At 56.1% G+C, this 23,894-nt stretch carries 20 protein-coding genes; 6 read left to right on the top strand and 14 right to left on the bottom strand.

The window, feature by feature from the left end; genetic code table 11:
* Nucleotides 1-993: a HipA domain-containing protein gene (locus tag KF947_RS08890; protein WP_223288539.1), complete on the top strand. Its 993-nt coding sequence runs from the start codon at nucleotides 1-3 to the stop codon at nucleotides 991-993.
* Between the two features lies 1 nt (nucleotide 994).
* Nucleotides 995-1,735, top strand: a complete 741-nt coding sequence (locus KF947_RS08895) for an HIRAN domain-containing protein (RefSeq protein ID WP_223288540.1) — start codon at nucleotides 995-997, stop codon at nucleotides 1,733-1,735.
* A gap of 95 nt (nucleotides 1,736-1,830) precedes the next feature.
* Here KF947_RS08895 and folE2 read toward each other — a convergent pair whose 3' ends face one another.
* The 3 genes from folE2 to KF947_RS08910 form a co-directional block, all read right to left on the bottom strand.
* Nucleotides 1,831-2,733, bottom strand: coding sequence for a GTP cyclohydrolase FolE2 (folE2, locus tag KF947_RS08900; protein ID WP_223288541.1), 903 nt, complete (start codon nucleotides 2,731-2,733; stop codon nucleotides 1,831-1,833).
* 61 nt (nucleotides 2,734-2,794) lie between these two features.
* Nucleotides 2,795-3,628, bottom strand: a complete 834-nt coding sequence (locus KF947_RS08905; RefSeq protein WP_223288542.1) for a metal ABC transporter permease — start codon at nucleotides 3,626-3,628, stop codon at nucleotides 2,795-2,797.
* Nucleotides 3,618-4,361, bottom strand: coding sequence for a metal ABC transporter ATP-binding protein (locus tag KF947_RS08910; RefSeq protein WP_223288543.1), 744 nt, complete (start codon nucleotides 4,359-4,361; stop codon nucleotides 3,618-3,620). The genes KF947_RS08905 and KF947_RS08910 overlap by 11 nt, the downstream gene beginning before the upstream one ends.
* 118 nt (nucleotides 4,362-4,479) lie before the next feature.
* On the opposite strand from KF947_RS08910, the gene KF947_RS08915 reads away from it, so the two are divergent.
* Nucleotides 4,480-5,511, top strand: coding sequence for a zinc ABC transporter substrate-binding protein (locus KF947_RS08915; protein ID WP_227406013.1), 1,032 nt, complete (start codon nucleotides 4,480-4,482; stop codon nucleotides 5,509-5,511).
* 28 nt (nucleotides 5,512-5,539) lie between these two features.
* On the opposite strand, the gene KF947_RS08920 is transcribed toward KF947_RS08915, so the two are convergent.
* From KF947_RS08920 to KF947_RS08960, 9 genes are all read right to left on the bottom strand, one after another.
* Nucleotides 5,540-6,184 carry a hypothetical protein gene (locus KF947_RS08920; protein ID WP_223288545.1) on the bottom strand — a complete coding sequence of 215 codons (645 nt, stop codon included), beginning with the start codon at nucleotides 6,182-6,184 and terminating at the stop codon, nucleotides 5,540-5,542.
* Between the two features lie 227 nt (nucleotides 6,185-6,411).
* Nucleotides 6,412-7,794, bottom strand: a complete 1,383-nt coding sequence (locus KF947_RS08925) for an L-serine ammonia-lyase (RefSeq protein WP_227406014.1) — start codon at nucleotides 7,792-7,794, stop codon at nucleotides 6,412-6,414.
* 322 nt (nucleotides 7,795-8,116) lie between these two features.
* On the bottom strand, nucleotides 8,117-8,983 hold the full coding sequence (purU, locus tag KF947_RS08930; RefSeq protein ID WP_227406015.1) for a formyltetrahydrofolate deformylase: 867 nt from the start codon (nucleotides 8,981-8,983) through the stop codon (nucleotides 8,117-8,119).
* Nucleotides 8,984-9,058: 75 nt separating this feature from the next.
* Nucleotides 9,059-9,691: a sarcosine oxidase subunit gamma gene (locus KF947_RS08935; RefSeq protein ID WP_223288548.1), complete on the bottom strand. Its 633-nt coding sequence runs from the start codon at nucleotides 9,689-9,691 to the stop codon at nucleotides 9,059-9,061.
* The gene (locus KF947_RS08940) at nucleotides 9,684-12,734 is read right to left on the bottom strand and encodes a sarcosine oxidase subunit alpha family protein (protein ID WP_223288549.1); all 3,051 of its coding nucleotides are present in this window, start codon (nucleotides 12,732-12,734) and stop codon (nucleotides 9,684-9,686) included. Before KF947_RS08940 ends, KF947_RS08935 begins: the two co-directional genes overlap by 8 nt.
* Nucleotides 12,731-13,072 carry a sarcosine oxidase subunit delta gene (locus tag KF947_RS08945; RefSeq protein WP_022521483.1) on the bottom strand — a complete coding sequence of 114 codons (342 nt, stop codon included), beginning with the start codon at nucleotides 13,070-13,072 and terminating at the stop codon, nucleotides 12,731-12,733. Before KF947_RS08945 ends, KF947_RS08940 begins: the two co-directional genes overlap by 4 nt.
* A 24-nt stretch (nucleotides 13,073-13,096) precedes the next feature.
* The gene (locus tag KF947_RS08950) at nucleotides 13,097-14,347 is read right to left on the bottom strand and encodes a sarcosine oxidase subunit beta family protein (RefSeq protein WP_009286043.1); all 1,251 of its coding nucleotides are present in this window, start codon (nucleotides 14,345-14,347) and stop codon (nucleotides 13,097-13,099) included.
* A 47-nt stretch (nucleotides 14,348-14,394) separates the two neighbouring features.
* Nucleotides 14,395-15,708 carry a serine hydroxymethyltransferase gene (gene glyA, locus KF947_RS08955; protein ID WP_227406016.1) on the bottom strand — a complete coding sequence of 438 codons (1,314 nt, stop codon included), beginning with the start codon at nucleotides 15,706-15,708 and terminating at the stop codon, nucleotides 14,395-14,397.
* Between the two features lie 286 nt (nucleotides 15,709-15,994).
* A complete protein-coding gene (locus KF947_RS08960; RefSeq protein WP_223288551.1) occupies nucleotides 15,995-17,101 on the bottom strand; it encodes a hybrid-cluster NAD(P)-dependent oxidoreductase in 1,107 nt (368 codons plus the stop codon).
* 362 nt (nucleotides 17,102-17,463) lie between these two features.
* Here KF947_RS08960 and KF947_RS08965 point away from each other — a divergent pair, with 362 nt between their 5' ends.
* From KF947_RS08965 to KF947_RS08975, 3 genes are all read left to right on the top strand, one after another.
* Nucleotides 17,464-18,750 carry an aromatic ring-hydroxylating oxygenase subunit alpha gene (locus KF947_RS08965; RefSeq protein ID WP_133732025.1) on the top strand — a complete coding sequence of 429 codons (1,287 nt, stop codon included), beginning with the start codon at nucleotides 17,464-17,466 and terminating at the stop codon, nucleotides 18,748-18,750.
* Between the two features lie 133 nt (nucleotides 18,751-18,883).
* A complete protein-coding gene (locus tag KF947_RS08970) occupies nucleotides 18,884-19,522 on the top strand; it encodes a TetR/AcrR family transcriptional regulator (protein ID WP_027958318.1) in 639 nt (212 codons plus the stop codon).
* 157 nt (nucleotides 19,523-19,679) lie between these two features.
* Complete coding sequence (locus tag KF947_RS08975) at nucleotides 19,680-21,731, top strand: NADH:flavin oxidoreductase (protein ID WP_227406017.1); 2,052 nt, start codon at nucleotides 19,680-19,682, stop codon at nucleotides 21,729-21,731.
* A 40-nt stretch (nucleotides 21,732-21,771) separates the two neighbouring features.
* Here the strand turns inward: KF947_RS08975 and KF947_RS08980 are convergent, their stop codons facing one another.
* Together KF947_RS08980 and KF947_RS08985 are read right to left on the bottom strand one after the other, a co-directional pair.
* The gene (locus tag KF947_RS08980; RefSeq protein WP_133732023.1) at nucleotides 21,772-22,623 is read right to left on the bottom strand and encodes an ABC transporter permease; all 852 of its coding nucleotides are present in this window, start codon (nucleotides 22,621-22,623) and stop codon (nucleotides 21,772-21,774) included.
* A 3-nt stretch (nucleotides 22,624-22,626) separates the two neighbouring features.
* Entirely contained in the window at nucleotides 22,627-23,880 is a 1,254-nt protein-coding gene (locus tag KF947_RS08985) for an ABC transporter permease (RefSeq protein ID WP_227406018.1), read from the bottom strand.
* Nucleotides 23,881-23,894: the final 14 nt, after the last annotated feature.

Consider the following 23,894-nt stretch of genomic DNA (forward strand, 5'->3'; position numbering starts at 1 on the left):
ATGATTAATCGTGAAGGCATTCATCAGCGACCAGACCAAGTGATTGATATCACGAGTTGGGATGTTCACCAAGATTATGAAGTCTTTCCAGTAGGCGCTCGCGATAAATCACTCCGCGTCTGTCCTGACCCAGCTCCTTATGATTTTTGTATGCCTGGGCACCGTTATTTATTTAAAGAAGCTATCAAAAGCGCGAAAAACTCAGATAAGCCTCGCTACCCTGACCAATACTGGTCTGAGGTGATCGCCTTTCATATTGGCCGATTAATGGGGCTTACGCTCCCTCCCGTTTTTATTGCCATTGACTCGTCTCGAAACGAACCAGGTACAGTCAACGAATGGTTCATTGGCTATGATGATAGTAGAGAAGATCGCTATGTTGCTGGCGTAGATTACTTGCAACGGCTGATACCCGCTTTTGATGTAGATAAAGGAAGGCAGCATAATTTAACATCAATTATCGAACTAAGCCGTGTGCTAGAGAGAGGCGGATGGCTTACCCATGATTGGCGACAATACTGGGGGCTTTGCCTATGTTTTGATGCGTTAATTGGCAACACTGATCGCCATCAAGAGAATTGGGGAGTGATTTGGGGAGAAAACGGCCCAACTGCCCGTTACACGCCCTACTTTGATAATGGCACTAGCCTCGGTCACGAGTTGCAGCCCCAGAAAATGCAGCGCATGATGCGCGACCATAACGAATTCAATGCCTACCTTAAAAGAGGGCAGCACCACATGCGCTGGGCCAAAGGCGACAAAAAGCGCCTACCGCTTATTCAGGGCGTAACTCAGTATTGTCAGCAATTCCCTGCTATTCGACCAATACTGATAGAACGCTTACAACGTTGGTGCGATGATGACCTTAGAGACATCCTGAATGACTTAACTTACTTTGACATCCCACATCCCATTACCCAACAGCGTGCTGACTTCATTGCGTTTTTGACTCTGACAAGGAGAGAGCGCCTTTTACAGGCTCTGGAGAACTGATATGACCCGCTTAATCGAACACTTGGTGGAACCACACCGGCTGCTGCTTTATTGGCAGGCACGAGAGAGCAAAATGCGCTCTCGCTATCTAGTGGGAGAATTGGTCAAGCGGGACAATAACGTGGTTCTGGTGTATGCCCTGGATAGCTCAGAGATGGCAGAAGCAAAGCTTTTGGGCTTTCGAGGCTACCCGGCATTTTCTATGAGGCAAGCAGAGCACAATCATCAAGTACTGGAAGCTTTCACTCGCCGCTTGCCGCCACGCAGTCGCCGTGATTTTGGGCGTTATCTGGAACTGCGCGCTATCCCAGAGGATGCCAACATTAGCGACTTCGCTTTACTGGGTTACAGTGGCGCCAAGCTACCCAATGACGGTTTTGAACTTGTTCACCCTTTCGACAATCCACCTGAAACCTTCGAGGTATTAATCGAAATAGCGGGGTTCCGTCATGAATCACAGCTTGAAGCAACCGATTTACCAGTAGGCAGCAGCATCCAACTTCTGCCCGAGCCTGAGAACCCTGTCGATGCTAGCGCCATCCGTATCGAAAGCACCGGTCACAAACTGGGCTATGTGCCGAGGGGGCACCTCGACATGCTTCACCGCATGTTAGAAGAAGGCGCTACCCTCGAAGGGGAAGTGTTCCGCATAAACGGCACATCAGAACGCCCGCTTGTCTATGTTTTGACACGTATTTCAAAGGGCAACCTACCCTTTCAAGTGTTGAAAATGCAGGCTTAGGCCCTATTGAGGTTTCGAACCTAACGTTTTCGAACGACTCTTCCCGCTGCTTGCGCTTTGCATAGAGCGGGTAGGCCAGAGCGGCCTACCCGCAATCACCAATTCCACTCACTGCGCGCCACCGCGTCATGGGCATGCAGGCTTTCAGCATGCACGACCTTGAGCTGAAACCCTGACACCCTCGGCGCTTGTCGTAGTACTTTATCCAGCCGCCTTGCCGCGTCTTCACAGAACATCAGGTTTTGCCCATTGGCGAGGGCAAAGGCCTGTTCATCGATACGTTTTACCGCGGTTTGCAGCGCGGTACCGAGTGCTCGTTCGATACGGTCAATCGAGTTTTCTATCGAATTCGCGAGGGGCCATTCTCCGTTTTCGCTTTCAGATAAACGCAAACTGCATTCGACACTGCTGCGCTGACTATGGGGCGTTGCGAGTATCCCTTCTTCGCTGCCTAGCCACGCAGATACCGCAGATTTGGTTAACGGGATTTCTGAAAAATCCTCCTCAAAGGCCTGCTGAATCAGCTGCCTTGCCAGCGCCGCCGAGCAGGGGCAGGTGGACGAATAGCCCACTGTAAGGTCGAGTTCAGCCTGAAAGCCAGCGGGCGTTAATTGGCAGCGCAAGGTGAAGGGGTAACTTTTCCACCCGGCTAAAGGGCTGATCAAGGCTTGCCGCTTAAGCGCAAGCTCGCCTTCGATGCTGAGATAAGCATTCTGAGATAAGCCCTCTTGGCTGGTTAAAAATGCATTCAATATGTCCTTAACCGCTGGAAGTGTCAGCGGTGCTTCTTCAAGCGGTGCCAGCGCCAAATACAGCCGGGACATATGGATTCCCCGTGCATCAGCGTCATCCAGGCTAACCCCTGCACTGAGCTTGGCCGTCACACTGCGGCTGCCTAGTCGGATGGGGAGTGCGATGCCCTCCATGCCCACCCAGGTCAAAGCGGCCGGAGAGCGGGCGGTTTGGCTGGCTACATCAGGCAGGGTTAAAACAGTCATTTCGTTACCTCTTGGGATAGACGTGAAGCGGCGAGCAAACGCAGCCATTGCTACCACCGCGCTATTTATCGGAATGACAGGACGCGGGCTGGAGGCGCTGACGCAACAAGCGCCAGCCTTGGGTTGCAACCGTGGCCAGGGTGAACAGCACGGCGGCTAGCGTGACAATCGTCGGGCCAGTCGGCGTATCCATCATATAGGCGGCTCTCAGCCCTGACGTCACCGCCAGCATTGCAATCCCCGCGGCCAGAAGCGCCATAGATTCTGGCGTACGGCAAAAAGGCCGGGCGGTGGCCGCCGGGATGATCAACAAGGCGGCTATCAGCAGCACGCCCACTACTTTCAGCGCCACGGCGACGACCACTGCGAGCGCCAGGGTGAGCACCAGCTGTTCGCGCCGGGGTTGGATGCCGCTGGCATAGGCAAGCTCGTCGCTTAACGTGGCGGTCAATAACGATGACCAGCGCCAGAAAAGCAGCGTCAGCACCAGCGCCACTCCGCCGCCGATAATCCAGATATCCGTTTTCCCAACGGCCAGAATATCGCCAAACAGATAGGCACTCAGGTCGATGCGCACCCCGGCAAGAAACGACACAGCGACCAGGCCGATGGCCAGGGCCGAGTGCGCCATTACCCCGAGCAGGGTATCCATGGCATAGCCACGCCCACTGAGCATCGACACACAGCTTGCCATCACCAGGGCGACCGTCAGTACGCCCAAGAAGATGGAGACGTCCAATAACAGCGCTAACGCCACGCCCAGAATGGCGGCGTGGGCGGTCGCATCGCCGAAGTAGGCCATGCGCCGCCACACCACGAAACACCCCAGGGGCGCGGCGGCCATGGCTACCAATACACCGGCGATCATCGCCCGCCACATAAAATCATCCAACATTAGCGGCCTCCTGATGATGGTGGCGGTAGAGGGCTAAGGTCTGGGCGGTCTGATCGCCAAACAGCGCCTGATAGTCCGGCGATGAGGCCACTTGCTCGGGCTTGCCCTCGCAACAGATAACGCGATTCAGGCACAGCACGTGGTCAGCGGTACGCATAACGACGTGGAGATCGTGACTGACCATCAACACGGCGCAGCCATAGGTGCGGCGCACGGTTTCGATATGCTGGTAGAATTCTGCGGTGCCTCGGTGGTCGAGCCCTTGTGTCGCTTCATCAAGAATCAGAATGTCGGGCCTTGTCAGCAGCGCCCGGGCCAGCAGCACGCGTTGAAACTGTCCCCCCGAAAGTTCGCTCATCGCCGCATTGATCAAAGCCCCGGCACCAGCATCTTCCAGCGCCTTTTGCACATTGCGATTCGGGTTGCGACGCGGCAAGTTGATAAAACGCTTAACCGTCATGGGCAGGGTGGGATCCAGGTGCAGCCGTTGGGGCACATAACCGATACGCTGCTGCGGGGCGATGGTCACCTGACCCGATGTGGGCCTTACCGCACCGATCAGCGTTTTCACCAGCGTGGATTTCCCCGAGCCATTGGGGCCAATCAGGGTCACCACCTGCTCTCGATATAAATCGAGACTGATATTCTCAAGGATATGCTGTCCGCCGAATCGAACGTTCAAGTGGCGAACGTTCAGAATCGCATCGCTATCAGGAGGCTGAGCAAGCCGCATAATCGGAGGTCGTCTTTTGTGTATTTGTTATGTTATATCATATGATTAAAATATAGGCGAGTGTCAATGCCGATGGTCGAACCGAGAAAGGTCATATTTGATGATGAGGAGAACCTTAATGAATAACCGTTTAGCTCGTTTGTCTTGGCCGCTATTAGCGGCTTTTCCGCTGGTTGCCGCCGCAGACGCGCCGCGTGTGGCGGTGGATATTCCACCCGTGTATTCGCTGGTCGCCAAGGTGATGGGGGAGCGCGGCGATCCTGAGCTGTTTATTCAGCCCGGTGCCTCGCCGCATGGTTATTCGCTACGGCCTTCCGAAGCACAATCCCTCGATGATGCGGATCTGGTGGTATGGGTAAGCGACGGGCTGACGCCCTGGCTATCAGGCCCCATTGACAACCTGGCGGGTGATGCACGCCACCTTGAGCTAATGGATGTGCCTGGCATCACCACATTGGAATACCGCGAAGGCGCGACCTTTGCGCTCAACGATGGGGATGAACACGGTCACGGGCACCATGATCACGATCATCATGAGCATGATCACGGCGATCACGAACACCACCACCATGAAGACAGCCATGACGAAAGTGGGCACGATCATGACCACCACGGTCATGATCACAGCCATACTGGCATGAATCCCCATGCTTGGCTGGATCCTGCTAATGCCCGCCGTTGGCTGGATGCCATCGCCGAACAGTTAAGTGAGATCGACCCTGATAACGCCGCTTACTACCGCAACAAGGCCGCCCAGGGCAAGAAGGACTTAACCAGCCTTCAGGAGACTCTTCAAGACCGTTTAGCCAACAGCGCCGACACCCGCTTTATTGTCTTCCATGATGCTTACCAGTATTTCGAGGAAGCCTTTAACGTGCACGCGGCAGGCGCCATTTCCATCGGCGATGCATCGTCACCCAGCCCGGCACGTATTGAGGAACTACAAACGCTGGTGAATGACGAAAATATCCAGTGCGTTTTCAGTGAGCCCCAGTTCAATCCGCAGATGGTCAATAATGTCTTTGGCGATACGTCCGCTTATATCGGCGTCATGGATCCCTTGGGCGTGGGCCTGACGCTGGATGCTGGCCTTTACGAAGCGCTACTGGATCAGCTGGCTAATGAGATTGCGCGCTGCACCGATGCCTAAACAGCGGCTTCCTTAAACAGCTTTTTTATTAAATAGCTTTTTTCTTGAATAACTCTCCAAGTTGATAAAGGTCATGCATATACCGATCCAACGTTGAGATAAGGAAGGTCATGAAGATAAAGGCATAAATAACCAGCATGACGATCAGGGGTTCGTTTAGCCAGGCCAGAAAAGGCGTCGATATCGGATAGCTAATCGTGTAGACAGTCATGGCCGCTAATAGCTGAACCAGGAAACAATTAACAATCACCAGGGTAATCAACGCTGCTCGTATATTCACATTCGGCAGCGTTGTTTTCCAAAACGGCAAGTGGCGTACTGTTATGCGGTTTCGCTCAGCACTTTCTCTAACGCCGTTAAAACTCAATCTGTTTTTACGCCGCAGTAAAGGGATTGCATAGCTGCCTGCTTCCTCATCAGAAAACGCTGCCAAGGCGATATCCCGATCGAATTCAGCGCCCAAGGCATTGGCCGCCACTTGATCGAAATCTGCCCACGCATGGTTTTGTTGGGCGGTTTTAGCTTGGTCAGAAAGCGTTTTTAAGCGGCTTTTATCGGCCTTCGATAACTTCTTATCGTTGCCGACGTTTATATTGTAATGAATTTCGTAGACCTGATATAAAGCAACGGTCACACCCATAAAAATCATAAAAAACACAATATATATCAACATGCTAACAGGCACCTCCTAAACAGAACCGAATCAGCTAGGCGAAAACAATTTTGTTAGCCTTCAAACTAACTCAAGGACTATGCCTGTATACGGCTGATAAGTACAGGCTCAGAAAGCCTCAGAAAAAGCAGATCAGATCAACTGACGAGTGGTCGCCCCTCTACAAAAACGCCGGATTCCTGCCTCAGCAGGTATCCGGCGTTTGTCGCTACTCCAGCAGGCGCTGGTTAACACTCAATGGCATTAACCGCCAATCCACCTTTGGATGTCTCTTTATACTTATCCAACATATCTCTCCCCGTATCGCGCATGGTACGAATCACTTTATCTAGCGATATAAAGTGAGTGCCATCGCCGCGCAGTGCCATCTGAGCGGCATTGATCGCCTTTACCGTTGCGATAGCGTTGCGCTCAATACAAGGGACTTGAACCAACCCTCCAACGGGGTCACAGGTTAACCCTAAATTGTGCTCCAAGCCGATTTCGGCCGCATGCTCGACTTGTTCGGGAGTGCCCCCCATCACATCAGCCAAGCCAGCGGCTGCCATGGCACAAGCTGAGCCAACCTCCCCCTGGCAGCCCACTTCGGCGCCGGAGATTGAGGCATTTTTCTTACACAGAATGCCAATGGCGCCTGCCGCCAGCAAAAAATCCACCACGTTTTTCTCACAGGCGTTGGGCTGAAACTTCATATAGTAGTGTAAGACGGCGGGTATGATGCCTGCGGCACCATTGGTGGGCGCAGTGACCATGCGCCCACCTGCGGCGTTTTCTTCGTTGACGGCGAGGGCAAAGATATTCACCCACTCCATCGCTGAGAACGTCGAGGCTATCAGGCAATCATTCTGCTCTGCCGCTTGAAGACGCTGGTGAAGCAGCTTAGCCCTTCGCTTAACTTTTAACCCGCCCGGCAGTATCCCTTCGTGGGTTAATCCATTGTCGATGCATTCACACATCACTTGCCAGATACGCCACAGTTCGTTTCTGACCTCCTCCTCCGTCCGCCATACTTTCTCATTTTCCAACATCAGCCGACTGACACTTAGCTGCTCTTTTTTACATAGCGCCAAGAGCTCGTCTGCTGTATCGAAGTTATAAGGAATGGTTACGCCACCCAAATCGTCCAGCGGCATATCCACCTGGGCCTGTTCAACCACAAAGCCGCCGCCCACTGAGTAATAGGTATTTTCGTACACCAAGTCGCCCTGATGCGTAAAAGCCGCCAGCTTCATGGCATTGGGGTGATGAGGCAAACTCTCCTCATGAAAATAAAGGTCACTCTCCCAAACAAACTTCACTGCTTTTTGTCGACCCAGCTGTAATGACTGGCTCTCTTTAAGCGCTTCGATGGCTGGCTCAATAATCGAGGGATCTATTGTGCTAGGACGTTCCCCCATCAATCCCATAATAATGGCGTTATCGGTGGCATGTCCGATACCCGTGGCGGATAACGAGCCATAAAGATGGACTTCAAGATGCCCTACCTCATCGAGCAGGCTGTTTTCGCGCAGGGTTGTGACATACTTAAAAGCCGCCTGCATGGGCCCGACGGTATGGGAACTGGAGGGGCCTACTCCAATCTTAAAAAGGTCGAAAACACTGATAGGCATTGGAGCACCTCTTGACGTATAAACAGGGGAAAATCAGGCGAAGCCTGAACGTTTTTATAAGTTATTTGATGTGGTGATAAATAAAACTAAACTATCTTTTATTGACGATATATTTATGGCTTTTCGTTATTCGTATGGAATCATTTCTGCCAGCCTAATAGCAGACCTGTGGGAGGGAGCTTCAGCTCGCGAATATTTGAGCTTATCGCCCGCTGAAGCGGCCTCCCACAACAGGTAGCTGGCTTAGTGGCTGCGATCTGAACCGCGAGATACAAAAAAGCCGATCAATCTCAAATCTACATTAGATGACGAATAACCAAAATTAGTTACCAAACACCACCGTACGCCCTGAATAAAAGAACACACGGCGTTCCAAGTGGTAGCTAATCGCTCTCGCCAGCGTCAGGCACTCGATATCACGCCCCTTGGCAACCAGATCCTCTGGGTAGTGGGTGTGATCCACTGGCTCGACCCCTTGGGCAATAATGGGCCCTTCATCAAGGTCATTATTAATGTAGTGGGCCGTTGCGCCGACTAGCTTAACCCCTTTCTCATACGCCTGATGATAAGGCTTGGCGCCTTTAAAACCGGGCAGCAGCGAGTGGTGAATATTGATGGCCCGGCCGGCTAAGAGCTCACACATAGAGGGCGAAAGCACTTGCATATACCTTGCCAGCACCACCAGCTCAGCGTCGGTATCCGCGATGATTTCGCGTATCTGCGCTTCCTGCTGCAATTTCGTCTCGGGCGTGATCGGCAGGTAGTGGTAGGGCAAATCGTGCCATGCTGCCAACGGCTCCAGATCAGGATGATTGGAAATCACCGCCTTAATATCCAGCGGAAGCTGGCCCGTCCGATAACGGTAGAGAAGATCATTCAAGCAGTGATCGGCCTTGGAGACCATAATCACGGTGCCGGTGCGTTTGCCAGGGGCCGTCAATTCGAACTGCATATCGAATTCGCTTGCCCGCGCTGAAAAATCGGTGTGAAAGCGCTCTTCATGAAACTCATCTTGCTCTGGGCGAAACTCGGCGCGAATGAAAAAGCGTCCGCCGAGCCGATCATCGAAAGAGTTGAGTTCAGTGATATAGCACTGCTGCTCTTTTAGAAAGCGCGTGACGACGTCCACCGTTCCCAAGCGGCTGGGGCATTGGGCGGCCAGTATCCAGGTATCACTCATTCGGCTCATAGTGCATGCTTCTCAGTTAGCGGCAGACCGTTGCGGAAGATCATAGCGGCCGGAACAGCGTTCCGGCCTGCCCGCTTATTGTTGTACGTTGACGCCATACTCTGCCGCTGCATCCAGCAACCAGCGATAGCAGTAGTCGGCAAAGCTGCGCCGGATCACCAGCTCCCAGCGATCTTCACTGGGACGGCGAATGATGGTAGTTGCCTTGCCGAAGACGGTAGTGACACCCTTCCCCACCGGGAAATTGCTGGGATGAACGTCGTAGATCACCGTTTTCATCAACAGCTCTCGGGCCGCCTCGCCGGAAAGCTCTAGCACTGTTTGTCCACCACTAACGTCACTAATCGCGAAGTGGGCGTCTCCCAGACGCTCACGCAGCTGCGTCTCCAGTGGGAACTCTTCCCCACCGGGTACAATCACCAGCCACTCGTCCGGGGAAAGCCACTGAATGGAGCGCTCGCCGCTGGCATCAAGCACCAGCGCCTGGGGTTTGCCAGGCAGGCTGATCCCCAGTACCTCGCGCACTGCCTCATCAAGCACGATGGCGCCACCACGCAGGATCAGATGCCCCTGCATTGCCCGCTCGCGTAGCTTAAGACGGTAACCGCTGCCCCGAGGAGCGCCACTGTGACGATAGCTATAAGCTAACGGGGACTCTACCGGGATCGCGGTATCAGTACGTGTGTCGAAAGTAGCCGCGTTAGACATGCTGGCGCTCTCCCTTGGGATCGTAGAAAACAGTGCTGACGATTTCAGCTTCATGGGTCTGGCCGTCTGCCATGGGCAGGTAAACCGTTTCACCCAACTTCTGATGGCCACCCTTAACCACCGCTAGCGCAAAGCCTGAATCCAGAATCGGGCTGTAGTAGCTGGAGGTAACATGCCCCACCATCGGCATGGGAATCGCATGCTTGGGATCAAGCACAATCTGGGCCCCCTCTTCGAGGATCACCTTCGGATCCTTGGGCCGGAGCCCCACCAACTGCTTGCGGTTTTCGCGTTTGGTGTCACTGCGCGTCAGGGCCCGCTTACCAATCCATGAGTAGGGCTTGTCGTAGCCTACGCACCACTGCATACCCAAGTCTTCCGGCGTCACGGAGCCGTCGGTTTCCTGTCCCACGATGATGAAGCCCTTTTCAGCACGCAGAACGTGCATGGTTTCGGTGCCATAAGGCGTCAAGCCGTACTTCTCGCCATGTTTGAACAGGGTTTGCCACACGTGCATGGCATAATTGGCTTGCACGTTGATCTCGAAGGTCAGCTCGCCGGTAAAGGAGATGCGAAAGACCCGTGCCGGCACGCCCGCCACTTTCCCGGAGCGCCAATCCATGAACTTGAAGCTATCGCGGTCAAGATCGATATCACTGATCTCGGCGAGCAGCTTGCGCGCTTCCGGGCCAGTGATGGTCATGGTGGCCCAGTGGTCAGTCACCGAAGAGAAGTAGACATCCAGTTCCGGCCACTCGGTTTGATGCCACAGCTCCAGCCATTCCAGGATCGCGGCAGCGCCACCGGTAGTGGTGGTCATCAAAAAGTGGTTTTCAGCCAGGCAGCTGGTCACACCGTCGTCGGTGACCATGCCATCGTCTTTACACATCAGGCCGTAACGGCATTTACCAACCGCCAGTTTCTCCCACTTGTTGGTGTAGACCCGCGCCAGGAATTCACGCGCATCCGGCCCCTGGATATCGATCTTGCCAAGCGTTGAGGCATCGAGGATACCGACCTTCTCGCGCACTGCCAGACACTCGCGGGCAACCGCTTCATGCATCGTCTCGGTCTTGCCATTCACCTTCTCTGGGTAGTACCAGGGGCGCTTCCACTGACCGACGTCCTCGAACTCGGCGCCGCGCTCTACGTGCCACTGGTGCAGCGCGGTGTAGCGCTCGGGGTCGAACAGGTCACGGCAGTGGCGACCAACGATGGCGCCAAAGGTGACCGGGGTGTAGTTAGGACGGAACACCGTAGTGCCCACCTCGGGAATGGAGCGATTCAAGCAACGGGCGGCAATCGCCATGCCGTTAATGTTGCCCAGCTTGCCCTGATCCGTACCGAAGCCCATCGCGGTATAGCGCTTGATGTGCTCGATGGACTCGAAGCCTTCCCGGGTTGCCAGCTCGATACCCGCCGCGGTGACGTCGTTCTGCAGGTCGACGAACTGCTTGGGGCCGCGCAGCGTTGGCTTCTCGTGAGGCACCTGGAAGAGGGCCACCGCAGGCCCTTGCTGCAGACGCTCAGCGCTCGGCAGAGTGACCGTCTGAACGGCATGGCCCATGGCGGCCGCTGCCTTGATGCCCGCCTCGACACCTTCTGCCAGCACGTCACCCAGGGCATAGCAGCCGTTGGCACCGCCACAGGCCTGAACGCCCTTCACCAGCCCCGGCACGAAGCCAATAATATCGTCGCGCCAGTTAGGCCGCGCCCCGGTGTGAGAAGCCAGGTGAATCACCGGGCTGTAGCCGCCGGAGCTGGCGATGGTATCGCAGGCCAACTCCTGAACCGGGCCGCTCACTTTAAAAGCCTCAATATCGATCTTGGCGACTCGTGCCGCGGTGACCCGATTGCTGCCCTTCGCCTCGATAACGGCGCTGCCGGTAATAATTTTGATGCCCTGAGCGCGAGCGGCATCGACCCAGTCGCCCGCCGGCGCCTCACGGGCGTCCACGATAGCGACAACCTCGCAGCCGGACTCTTTCCAGTCCAGGGCAGCGCGGTAGCCGTAGTCGTTGCTGGTGGAGAGCACCATCTTGCGGCCCGGTGCCACGCCATAGCGGCGAATGTAGGTCGACACAGCGCCAGCCAGCAGGTTCCCCGGCACGTCATTGCCCGCGTATACCAGCGGACGCTCGTGGGCGCCCGTGGACAGGATCACCTGACCAGCGCGTACCCGGTGCAGGCGTGCGCGTACCTGACGGTGGCCATTTTCCACCGGTGCAGTATCGCCCAGGTGTTCGGTGCGCCGCTCATGCAGGGTAACGAAATTGTGATCGTGATAACCGTTGGCCGTAGTACGTGGCAGCAGCGTGACGTTCTCGCAGCCCGCCAACTCGTCCATCACCCGGGCAACCCACTGATCCGCTGGCTTGCCTTCCAGGGTTTCACGACTGGCCAGCAGCGAGCCGCCCATCTCTTCCTGCTCATCGGCAACGATCACCCGAGCGCCGCTGCGCGCGGCGGCCAGCGCCGCCGCAAGTCCTGCGGCGCCTGCGCCAACGACCAGCACATCGCAGTGCTGATTGAAGTGATCATAGTTATCCGGATCGGCTTCCATGGGGCTGCGACCCAGCCCCGCCGCCTTGCGGATGTACTTCTCGTAGGTCAGCCACATCGAGGCCGGTGCCATGAAGGTCTTGTAGTAGAAGCCCGGCGGCATGAACTGACCGCCCAGCTTGCCGAACAGGCCCATCAGGTCGCGCTGTACGTTCGGCCAGCCATTGGTGCTGCTGGCGGCCAGGCCGTCATATAGCGCCTGCTGGGTGGCGCGTACATTGGGCACCTGGGCCGCTTCACTGCTGCCTAGCTGTACGATGGCGTTGGGCTCCTCAGCACCCGCAGCGACAATGCCGCGGGGCCGGGAGTATTTAAAGCTGCGGTTAACGATATCCACACCGTTAGCTAGCAGCGCTGAGGCCAGAGTATCCCCAGGGTGCCCTTGGTAACGCTGGCCGTTAAAGGTAAAGCTCAACGTGCGGGAGCGATCGATACGGCCGCCCGTGTTAAGGCGGTACACTTGTTGCTTGGACTGACTCATGCCCGCACTCCTTCTTGTTGGCTTACCGCAGCGCCCTCGCGAGCCTGGCTCTGGCTGTCGGCGGTAATCGACGGCTGCTCGCCCATTTTGTAAGTCTCGAGAATTTCGTAGCTCACGGTGTGGCGCGTCACGTTGAAAAACTTGCGGCAACCCACCGCGTGCACCCACATTTCATGGTGAACACCACGGGGGTTGTCACGGAAGAACAGGTAGTCACCCCACTCTTCGTCACTACACGCCTCGGGCTCCTTGGGGCGCTCGATATGCGCCTGGCCCTTGGGGTGGAACTCCTCTTCCTCACGGTGTTCGCCGCAGTAGGGGCAGTAGATATAGAACATGCGGATATTCCTCTCGTATGAACCCTAGTGGGCCACGCCGGCAGCGCCGTGTTCGTCGATCAGCGCACCGCTATGGAAGCGGAACATGGAGAACGGCTCGGCAATGGGGTGCATCTCCCCCTTGGCTAGGCTGGCGGCAAACACATGCCCCGATCCCGGCGTCGCCTTGAAGCCGCCGGTGCCCCAACCGCAGTTGAAGTACAGGCCTTTCACTGGCGTTTTGGAGATAATCGGACAGGCATCCGGGCAGGTATCAACAATACCGCCCCACTGACGATTCATGCGCACCCGCGAGAAGATCGGGAACATCTCGACGATCGCCTGAAGCGTGTGCTCCACGGTAGGATAGCTGCCGCGTTGACCATAGCCGTTGTAGCCGTCGATGCCCGCGCCGATCACCAGGTCGCCCTTGTCGGACTGGCTGATGTAGCCATGCACCTGGTTCGACATCACCACCGTATCGAGAATCGGTTTGATCGGTTCAGACACCAAGGCTTGCAGCGGATGGGACTCTAACGGCAAGTTAAAGCCGCCCATCTTGGCCAGCACAGAGGAGTTACCGGCAGTCACACAACCGACGGTTTTGGCTTCAATATCGCCACGGTTGGTGTGTACACCGTAGATCTGGCCATCACGAATCTTGAAGCCAGTCACTTCAGTCTGCTGCAGAATGTCCACGCCGTGGGCATCGGCACCGCGGGCATAGCCCCAGGCCACCGCATCGTGGCGGGCCACGCCAGCACGCGGCTGCCAGGAGGCACCCATGACCGGGTAACGCGCGTTTTTGGAGCAGTCCATAATCGGCACCAGCTCCTGCACCCCTTTGGCGTCTAATACTTCGCCGTCAATGCCATTCAGCCGATTGGCATTCACCCGACGCTGGATATCGCGCATGTCCTGCAGGGTATGCCCCAGGTTGAGCACCCCCCGCTGGGAGAACATGACGTTGTAGTTAAGGTCTTGGGAAAGCCCTTCCCACAGTTTCATGGCGTGCTCATAGAGAGCGGCCGATTCGTCCCATAGGTAGTTGGAACGTACGATGGTGGTATTACGGGCGGTGTTACCACCGCCCAGCCAGCCTTTTTCGATCACTGCGACATTTTTGACGCCGAACTCTTTGGCCAGGTAGTAAGCCGTGGCCAAGCCATGACCACCACCGCCAACGATGATCACATCGTACTGCTTCTTGGGCGTTGGATTACGCCACTGGCGCTCCCAGTTCTCGTGGTGGCTCAGCGCGTGCTTGACCAGGCCGAAGCCGGAATAGCGTTGCATAGGTGTCTCCTCAGTTCAGCCGCGCCGGGCCCTGCCGGCAAGCCAATTCAAGCAATGGATTCGACGGCTTCAGCGGCGGACTCAGCGTAGACAGGGTGCTGGGCACACACGTCGGTCACTTTGGCCTGCACCTCAGCTTCAATGGAGGTCGTGTCTTTGCCTGCCGCCAATTCGTCTAAGATGTCGCAGATCCATCCAGCCAGCTCGCTACACTCCTCGGCATCGAAGCCACGCGTGGTGACCGCGGGGGTGCCAATACGCAGGCCAGAGGTCACAAAGGGGCTTTGCGGGTCGTTGGGCACCGTGTTTTTATTCACCGTGATATGTGCGCGGCCAAGGGCTGCATCCGCATCTTTACCGGTAATGCCTTGGCGTATAAGCGAAACCAAAAAGAGGTGGTCGTCGGTGCCGCCGGACACCACGTCGTAGCCGCGCTCCATAAACACTTTGGCCATGGCCTGGGCGTTATCGATCACCTGCTGCTGGTAGCGCACAAACTCCTGGTTCATGGCTTCCTTGAACGCTACCGCTTTGGCGGCAATCACATGCATCAGCGGGCCGCCCTGCTGCCCCGGAAATACCGCCCCATTGAGCTTCTTGTAAAGAGCCACGTCACCATGGGCGGAGAGAATCAAACCACCCCGTGGGCCGCGCAGCGTTTTATGGGTGGTGGTGGTGACCACATGCGCAAAAGGGAGCGGGCTCGGATAGAGGCCAGCGGCCACCAAACCAGCCACGTGGGCCATATCGACCATCAACCAGGCGCCTACCTCATCGGCAATAGCGCGAAAACGGCGCCAATCCACCACGCGAGAGTAAGCGGAGAAGCCCGCGATGATCATCTTCGGCTGGTGCTCGCGAGCTAAGCGCTCGACTTCTTCGTAGTCGATCTCGCCGGTTTCTGGCTTGAGGCCATACTGTACGGCGTTGTAGTGCTTACCCGAGAAATTGGGGGCAGCACCATGGGTTAAGTGCCCACCGTGGGCAAGACTCATACCCAATACGGTATCGCCCGGCGATACCAGCGCCATAAACACAGCGGCATTGGCCTGGGCCCCGGAGTGCGGCTGCACATTGGCATAATTGGCACTAAAAAGGTGGCAGGCTCGCTCAATGGCCAAGGCTTCAACCTTGTCCACGAACTCACAACCACCGTAGTAACGGCGACCTGGATAGCCTTCTGCATACTTGTTGGTTAGCTGTGTACCTTGCGCTTCCATGACAAGTTTGCTGGTATAATTTTCGGAGGCGATTAATTCAATATGCGCTTCTTGGCGAGTCGTTTCTTCAGCAATTGCTTCCGCAAGCAAGGTGTCGTAACTAGCCAAACGTGCATTAGGGGAAAAATTATTTTGAAGCATTACCGCCTCCTCATTAGTCACTTTTTTATTAAGTGCTGGACATACTCTTTAATGCTGATAAACCCAGGTCGCTTTCAACCAAAGTCCCTATCAACGCGTTCTTACCGCGATACTATCGTTGGAGTCCGGGCCCAAGATGCTTGCCGACGTCACCACGCGATGTATTTGCGACATCGGCAACATTTAGCCGATACCACGCCTGACGCTGCCAAAAAAGCAAAGCGCCCTAGACGGACGAGTAACCGTTTAGGGCGCTTATAACTCAGCAGTTAGATGCTTGTATGGGCTAGAAATCGACGACCAGATCTCCTTTCGGCCGACTGCAGCAGGACAGAATGTAGCCTTCTTCAACATCCTCCTCCGTAATACCGCCGTTATGTTCCATTTCCACTTCACCCGACTTAAGCTCTACCCGGCAAGTACCGCAAATTCCCATACCACAAGCCTTGGGAATATGCAGCCCCAGCTTGGCCGCCGCCGCATGAACCGTCTCACCCGGCTGGATACGCACACTTTTCCCTGAAGAGGCGAATTCGATGCTGTGCAGATCGCTGACATCGACATTTTCGGCGTCGACCTCTGCCTGTTCGGCCAGCTCAAGTACATCTTCACGTACCTCAACCGGCGTAGCGCCAAACGACTCTTCATGGTAGTGATCCATATTGAAGTTGTTGGCACGAAGAATATTTTTGATGGCGTTCATGTAGGGGGTCGGGCCGCAGCAGAAGATTTCCCTCTCCATAAAGTCCGGCACAATGAGCTCGAACAGCGGCTGGGTCAGATAGCCACGGTAGCCGGCCCAGGCCTCGCCAATATCTTCCTTGCTCTCGCAGATGATATGCAGCTTGAACTCAGGAATGCGCGAAAACATATGCACCAGCTCGCGGTGATAAATCACATCACGGGGGGCTCGAGCGCTATGGATGAACTCAACGTCAACAGCGGCGTTGGTATCAAAAAGCCAGCGTGTCATGGACATCAAGGGGGTAATGCCCACACCGCCAGAGAGAAAAAGCACTTTTTCGGCAGGGAAATCGATAGAGTTGAAATTGCCTACCGGCCCGTGCACTACCAGCTCATCACCTACTTTTAAATTTGCGTGCAGCCAATTAGAGACTTTACCGCCCGGTACTTGTTTAACGGTGATGGAAAAGCTGTAAGGAATGGAGGGCGAGCTGGAAATCGTATAGGAGCGCATGATCGGCTGATTATCGATCTCAAGCTCGAGGGTCACGAACTGACCGGGCTTGAAGAAGAACAGCACAGGTTGCTCAGCCATAAAACAGAACGTGCGTACATCCTGGGTTTCCTGGATTACCTTAACGCAACGTACCTGATGGCGGCCGTTGGTCCAGGTTTGGGTCGTGACCGGATTGAAGAAATTAGTTGTCATTATCGCCTCTGCCTGACCAGCCTTCATCACTATTCATCACCGAGCCGTATTTGCTGTACGGCCAGCACCTTTGAGCTGCATTTTGAGGACGCGCCTCTTAGCCGACTTACCTGACAGCGACTCGCACTTACCTCGTGCCACTCTTTATCGTTTAGAAACCTCTTTTTGAGTCGCCACTACGCCACCTAATGTCGCGGGTAGATAACTGGCAGGGGCTAGCCTGCAACACAATCTCTCCCTGACGTCAGACCACATTTGAATAAAACGCCAGGTTACGCAACAGAACAACAAGATAAGAAATCTTGACTAACGGCCGTATCGCAGCCCTTGAGGGGGAAGCGGTGGTTTACGAGGATACTGGTATGGAAAAAAGTACTTTCACTATGATGGACGACCCACTTGCAGCAGCTCGTGAGTCAACGGCCCAGATGTTGCAAACACGGGGGCGCACCTTTTCGCTTCCGCAGCCGTTTTATAACGATGCCCGTCTGTTCGCTCTTGATATGCAAGAGGTCTTCGAAAAGGAGTGGCTGTTTGCCGGCATGACATGCGAGATCCCTACCAAGGGTAACTTCATGACATTGGATATTGGCAACAATCCCATCGTCATTGTGCGCGGCAATGAAGGCGTTATTCATGCATTTCACAATGTTTGCCGCCACCGCGGTTCGCGTCTTTGTGTAAAGGATAAGGGTAAAGTTGCAAAACTCGTCTGTCCGTATCACCAGTGGACCTACGAACTTGATGGTCGCTTGCTGTTTGCCGGCAGCGACATGGGCACTGACTTCGACCTCAACCAGTTTGGCCTCAAGCCGGTCAACGTGCGCACCGCCGGCGGCTTCATCTTTATCAACCTGAGCGATGAACCGCCCGCGATTGATGATTTTCTGCAAACGCTTGAGCATTACCTTGAGCCGTACCAGATGGACAACGTTAAGGTCGCCGTCGAATCCAGTATCGTCGAGCAAGCCAACTGGAAGCTCGTGATCGAAAACAACCGCGAGTGCTATCACTGCAACGGCGCGCACCCTGAGCTGCTGAATTCATTGCAAGAGTTTGATGACACTGAGGATCCGCGTGCAACGCCCGCCTACAAGGAACTGGTGGCATGCAAACAAGCAGATTGGGATGAGGAAAAAGTTCCCTATCAGTTGAAGCGCTTTGGCAAACGCAACCGCCTGACCCGCACGCCGCTGCTGGATGGCATTGTCTCCATGACAATGGACGGTAAACCCGGCTGCAAGAAGCTAATGGGTCGATTAACAAGCCCCGACATGGGCTCTCTGCGCATCCTGCATCTGCCCAATTCATGGAATCACTTCATGGGCGATCACGCGGTGGTATTTCGCGTTCTACCGCTTGGCCCGCAGCAAACCGTGGTGACCACCAAGTGGCTGGTTCATAAAGATGCCGTAGAGGGCGTTGACTACGATCCCGACCAACTACGCCGGGTGTGGGATGCGACCAACGACCAGGATCGCCAACTCGCCGAAGAGAACCAGCGTGGCATTAACTCCAAGGCTTACCAGCCCGGCCCTTACTCTGAAACCTATGAGTTCGGTGTTATCGACTTTATCGATTGGTACGCCGCCCGGATGCTTGAGAATTTAGGACAAGACACCCCTTCGCTACAGTTAGCGCAAGGTTAAAACTTGAAAGATCAAGGCAGCGACGCTTACCGTCACTAGGACTTAACCATAGTAGCTGCAAAGTGTACACATAAGAGACACCTGTGTACACTTTGCCACACTATACCTAGACTATTCTTAGAGACCTGCCTCAATGCCATCCACCGATATTCCCGCTGCCAAGGGTTCTCAAGACGTCTGGCTTGATGCGGCGTTTGAGCTGCTACTGGAATCGGGCGTCGATAGCGTGCGCATTCTTTCCCTGGCCAAGCGACTAAAGCTCTCTCGAACCAGTTTCTACTGGTTCTTCAAGGATCGCGAGGCCCTACTGGAGGCACTGATTGCACGCTGGCGTGAAAAGAATACCCAAGGGCTAGTGCATCAGACCGAAGCCTATGCCGAGAATATCGTCGAGGCGATGCTCAATGTCTTCGACTGCTGGCTGGATCCTAAACTGTTCGACTCCCCCCTAGAGTTCGCCATGCGCAGCTGGGCGCTCCAGTCAGCGTCAGTCGTGAGTGAAATCGATGCGGCTGATGCCACCCGTATCGAAGCACTGGCGCGAATGTTCCAGCGTTACGGCTATGATCCGCTGGCGGCCAACGTTCGTGGTCGCACCATCTACCTAACCCAGATCGGCTATATCTCGATGAAGACCCAGGAACCGCTCGAAGTGCGCATGCAGCGCATCCCCGCCTATGTCGAAATCTTCACCGGCCAGCCGCCTGGTTCCAGAGAATTGCAACGCTTCCATGCCCGCCATGGATATTATTCTCCTACCGGCACTTACTAGCCCACAGCAAGCCTGATCGGCTAACACCACCTACCTCCCAGCCGTACCAGCGGTTAAACATGCTCGCCTCGTAATGTACATCACTGAACATTTAATTGACAACAATGAACAGTAGCGCCTAGATTTATTAAATACACAATAAAATAGAGCGTTACCCATGGTTAACGATCCGCTGCTGCAGCCCTTCCAGCTCAAACATCTCACCCTGAAAAACAGGCTGATGATGACAGCCCATGAGCCTGCTTATCCTGAGAATGGGATGCCCAAGGCACTCTACCGTGCCTACCACGTCGAGCGCGCCAAGGCAGGCCTTGGCCTGACCATGACTGCCGGATCCGCGGCGGTGGCCAAGGACAGCCCTCCTGTGTTCAACAACATCCTCGCCTATAAGGATGAAGTAGTGCCCTGGATGCGTGAGCTGACCGACGCCTGTCACGAGCACGGCACCGCAGTGATGATCCAGCTCACCCACCTGGGCCGGCGCACCCGTTGGGACAAGGGCGACTGGCTGCCAGCGGTGTCGCCTTCGCATCGTCGTGAGGCGTCCCACCGCGCTTTTCCCAAGCAGGTCGAGGATTGGGATATCGAGCGCCTGATCCGCGACTACGCCGATACCGCCGAGCGAATGCACGCCGCCGGTCTCGATGGCATCGAGTTACAGGCCTATGGCCACCTGATGGATCAGTTCTGGTCGCCGCTGACCAACACCCTAGAGGCACCCTACGGTGGCGATCTCGACAACCGGCTGCGCTTCACCTTCGAAGTGCTGCGCGCCATTCGCCAGCGGGTCGGCGAGGCGTTCATCGTCGGCGTGCGCTACACCGGCGACGAGATGCTGCCGGGCGGGCTGACCTCCGGCGATGGGATGGAGATATCACGGCGCTTGAAGGGTAGCGGCCTGGTCGATTTCCTCAACGTGGTTCGCGGCCACATCGACACCGACGCAGGGCTCACCGACGTGATTCCCATCCAAGGGATGCCCAGCGCCCCACACCTGGATTTTGCCGGAGAAATACGCCGCGAGATCGACTTCCCCACCTTCCATGGCGCCAAAATCCAGGATGTCGCCACTGCCCGTTATGCCATCGCCTCAGGCAAGGTCGACATGATCGGCATGACCCGTGCCCACATGGCCGACCCGCACATTGTGCGCAAGATCGCCGAAGGACGGGAGGAAGAGATCCGTCCCTGCGTTGGCGCCAACTACTGCCTTGATCGCATCTATCAAGGCGGTGCCGCCTACTGCATCCATAACGCCGCCACCGGGCGCGAAACCACCATGCCCCACACCATTCCCAAGGCGGCACAGCAACGGCGAGTCATCATTATCGGCGCAGGGCCAGCGGGGTTGGAAGCCGCTCGTGTTGCCGGTGAGCGTGGCCATTCGGTGGTGGTATTCGAAGCCGCCAGCGATGCTGGAGGGCAGGTACGTCTTACGGCGCAGAGTGAGCGACGTCGCGAGATGCTGGGCATCATCGATTGGCGCCTGGCGCGCTGTGAGGCACTCGGCGTCGAGATCCGCTACAACGTCTGGGCCGAGGCCGAGGACGTGCTCGCCGAAAAACCGGATGTGGTGATCGTGGCCACCGGTGGCTACCCCATGGAAGATCAACCCACGGTCGGCAGCGACTTAGTCGTCAATACCTGGGATATTCTTTCCGGGCACGTACCACCGGGCAAACGGGTATTGCTGTTCGACGATGCAGGCGACCATGCAGCCCTGCAGGCGGCAGAGATCATTGCCGCCGCGGGGGCCGAGCTCGAGATTATGACGCCGGATCGCACCTTCTCCGCAGAGATTATGGCCATGAACCTAGTGCCCTACATGCGCTCCCTGCAGCGCTCCAACGTCACCTTCACGCCGACTTACCGGCTGAAGTCCGTGCAGCGCGACGGTAGCCAACTGCTCGCCGGAATCACCAGCGATTATGTGGTTCATGACCGGCAGGATATGGATCATGAGCGGCGTATCGACCAAGTGGTCGTCAACTACGGCATCACACCGATGGCCGATATCTATTTCGAGCTAAAACCGCACTCCAGCAACCGCGGCGAGGTGAATTACGATGACCTGATCGTGGGCGCCCCCCAGAGCGTGACTAGCAACCCGGATGGCCGCTTCCAGCTCTTCCGGATCGGCGATGCCGTCGAGTCTCGGAACACCCACGCGGCCATCTACGACGCGCTCAGGTTGGTTAAAGACATTTAGTTTTCTCATCAAACCAACACGGTATCAACGCTGTCTGGGCTTACCCGGGAGTGACTCCCCGAAGTCGCTCGCCGCGACGGCGTAACAGCTCAAGGGTGGTGAGCAGCAGCATCGACAGCAGTACCAGCAGGGTGGCCACGGCAAGGATCGTCGGGCTGATCTGCTCGCGAATGCCCGACCACATCTGGATCGGCATGGTGCGCTGTTCGGGCCCCGCAATGAACAGCACCACCACCACCTCGTCGAAGGACGTAATGAAGGCAAACAACGCCCCCGACACCACTCCCGGTGTGACCAGTGGCAGCACCACCTTGAAGAAGGTTCGCGTGGGATTGGCGCCGAGGCTGTGCGCGGCTCGGATCAGCGTGGTGTCGAAGCTCGATAGCGTGGCCGTCACGGTGATGACCACGAAGGGAATGCCGAGCGCCGTATGCGCCAGGATCACGCCCACGTAGGTCTGGGCGAGATTGACCTTGGAAAAGAAGAAGAACATCGCCGCTGCGGAAATGATCAACGGCACGATCATCGGCGAAATCAACAGCGCCATGATCGCGCCACGCGCAGGCATATGCCGACTCGACAATCCCAGCGCCGCCACCGTCCCCAGCACCGTGGCCAGAAACGTCGACGCGATGCCGATGATGAAGCTGTTCTTGATGGCATTGAGCCACTCGCTCGAGGTAAAGAAATCCTGATACCAGCGCAACGAATAACCGGCCGGGTCGAAGGTCAGCATTTCCTTGCTGAAGGTGAAGTAGGGCTCCGCATTGAAGGACAGCGGTATGATCACCAGTAGCGGCCCGATCAGGAACAGGAAGACCAGGCCGCAGATAACCAGAAAGACATAGTGCCAGATGCGCTCGCCACGGGTGGCGTAGGAAGGAATGGCCATGATTTACCCCAGCTTGACCTTGTCGACGCCGATCAGACGATTGAACACCAGATAACAGATAATCACCACGAACAGCAGGATGGAGGCAATCGCGGCCGCCAGCCCCCAGTTGAGCGATGTCTGCATATGGTAGGCGATGTAATTAGTGATGAAGCGCCCCGATTGCCCGCCCACCAGCGCCGGCGTAATGTAGTAACCGATTGACAGGATGAACACCAGAATGCCACCGGCGGCAATACCCGGAATCGTCAGCGGGAAATAGACCCGGCGGAAGCTCAGAAACGGCTTGCCGCCCAACGAGCGTGCGGCCCGCATGTAGCTGGGGGGGATGGTCTTCATCACCGAGTAGAGCGGCAGAATCATAAAAGGCAGCAGAATATGCGTCATGGCAATGATCGTGCCCATCTTGTTGTGGATCATCTGCCAGCGAGCCTCATCGGCGATCACACCGAGGGCCACCATGACGTCATTGAGCACGCCCTGGGACTGCAGGATGGCGATCCAGGTGGTGGTGCGCACCAGCAGCGAGGTCCAGAACGGCAGCAGCACCAGAATCATCAGCAGGTTGGAGTGACGCATCGGCAGATTCGCCAGCAGGAAGGCCACCGGAAAGCCGAGCACCAGCGTCAGCCCCGTGATGACGGCGCTCATCCACAGCGTTCGCCAAAACAGCGTGGCGTGAATCTGCATATATTCCGGCACCTTGACGATCTCGCCGTCCGGGCTCAACTGGCGATCCATCGCCGCCAGATAATACGACACCGTGTAAGGAGACGCCTCGCGCTGGATCAGCTTCCAGGTATCGAGCTCTCCCCAGGTATCGTTGACCTCAATGAGCGACTCACGATAGGGCGGCTCCAGTGTGCCGACGCGGCGCGCCGTGCGGCTGATGGTCGAACGCATGCCCGACTTTTCGTAGTTCAGTCGGCTGGACAGAAGCCCCAGATTGCGTTCCTGCTGGCCTTCGCGGAGATCCTCGGCCAAGGCGGCAAAGACGGCTTCATCGGGTAACGACTCACCGTTCCAGCCTTCCAGCGCGGAAACGGTGCGGGACAAATGGGTAGACACTTCCGGGTTATCGACACTGCGCCAAAGCATTTCGAACAAGGGCATCAGAAAGGCGATAAACAGGAATACCAGTAGCGGCGCCACCAGCAACAGCGCCTTGATTTTCGAGCGTCGCACGGTACGACGCAGACTGACCTTGAGCGGCACACCATCGGCCGTTGTCAGAGGAGCGGCAGGCGGTTCGGACACGTAGGTATCTCCGT

Origin of the sequence: Halomonas sp. FeN2 (assembly GCF_020595105.1) — a bacterium.
Classification (GTDB): domain Bacteria; phylum Pseudomonadota; class Gammaproteobacteria; order Pseudomonadales; family Halomonadaceae; genus Vreelandella; species Vreelandella neptunia.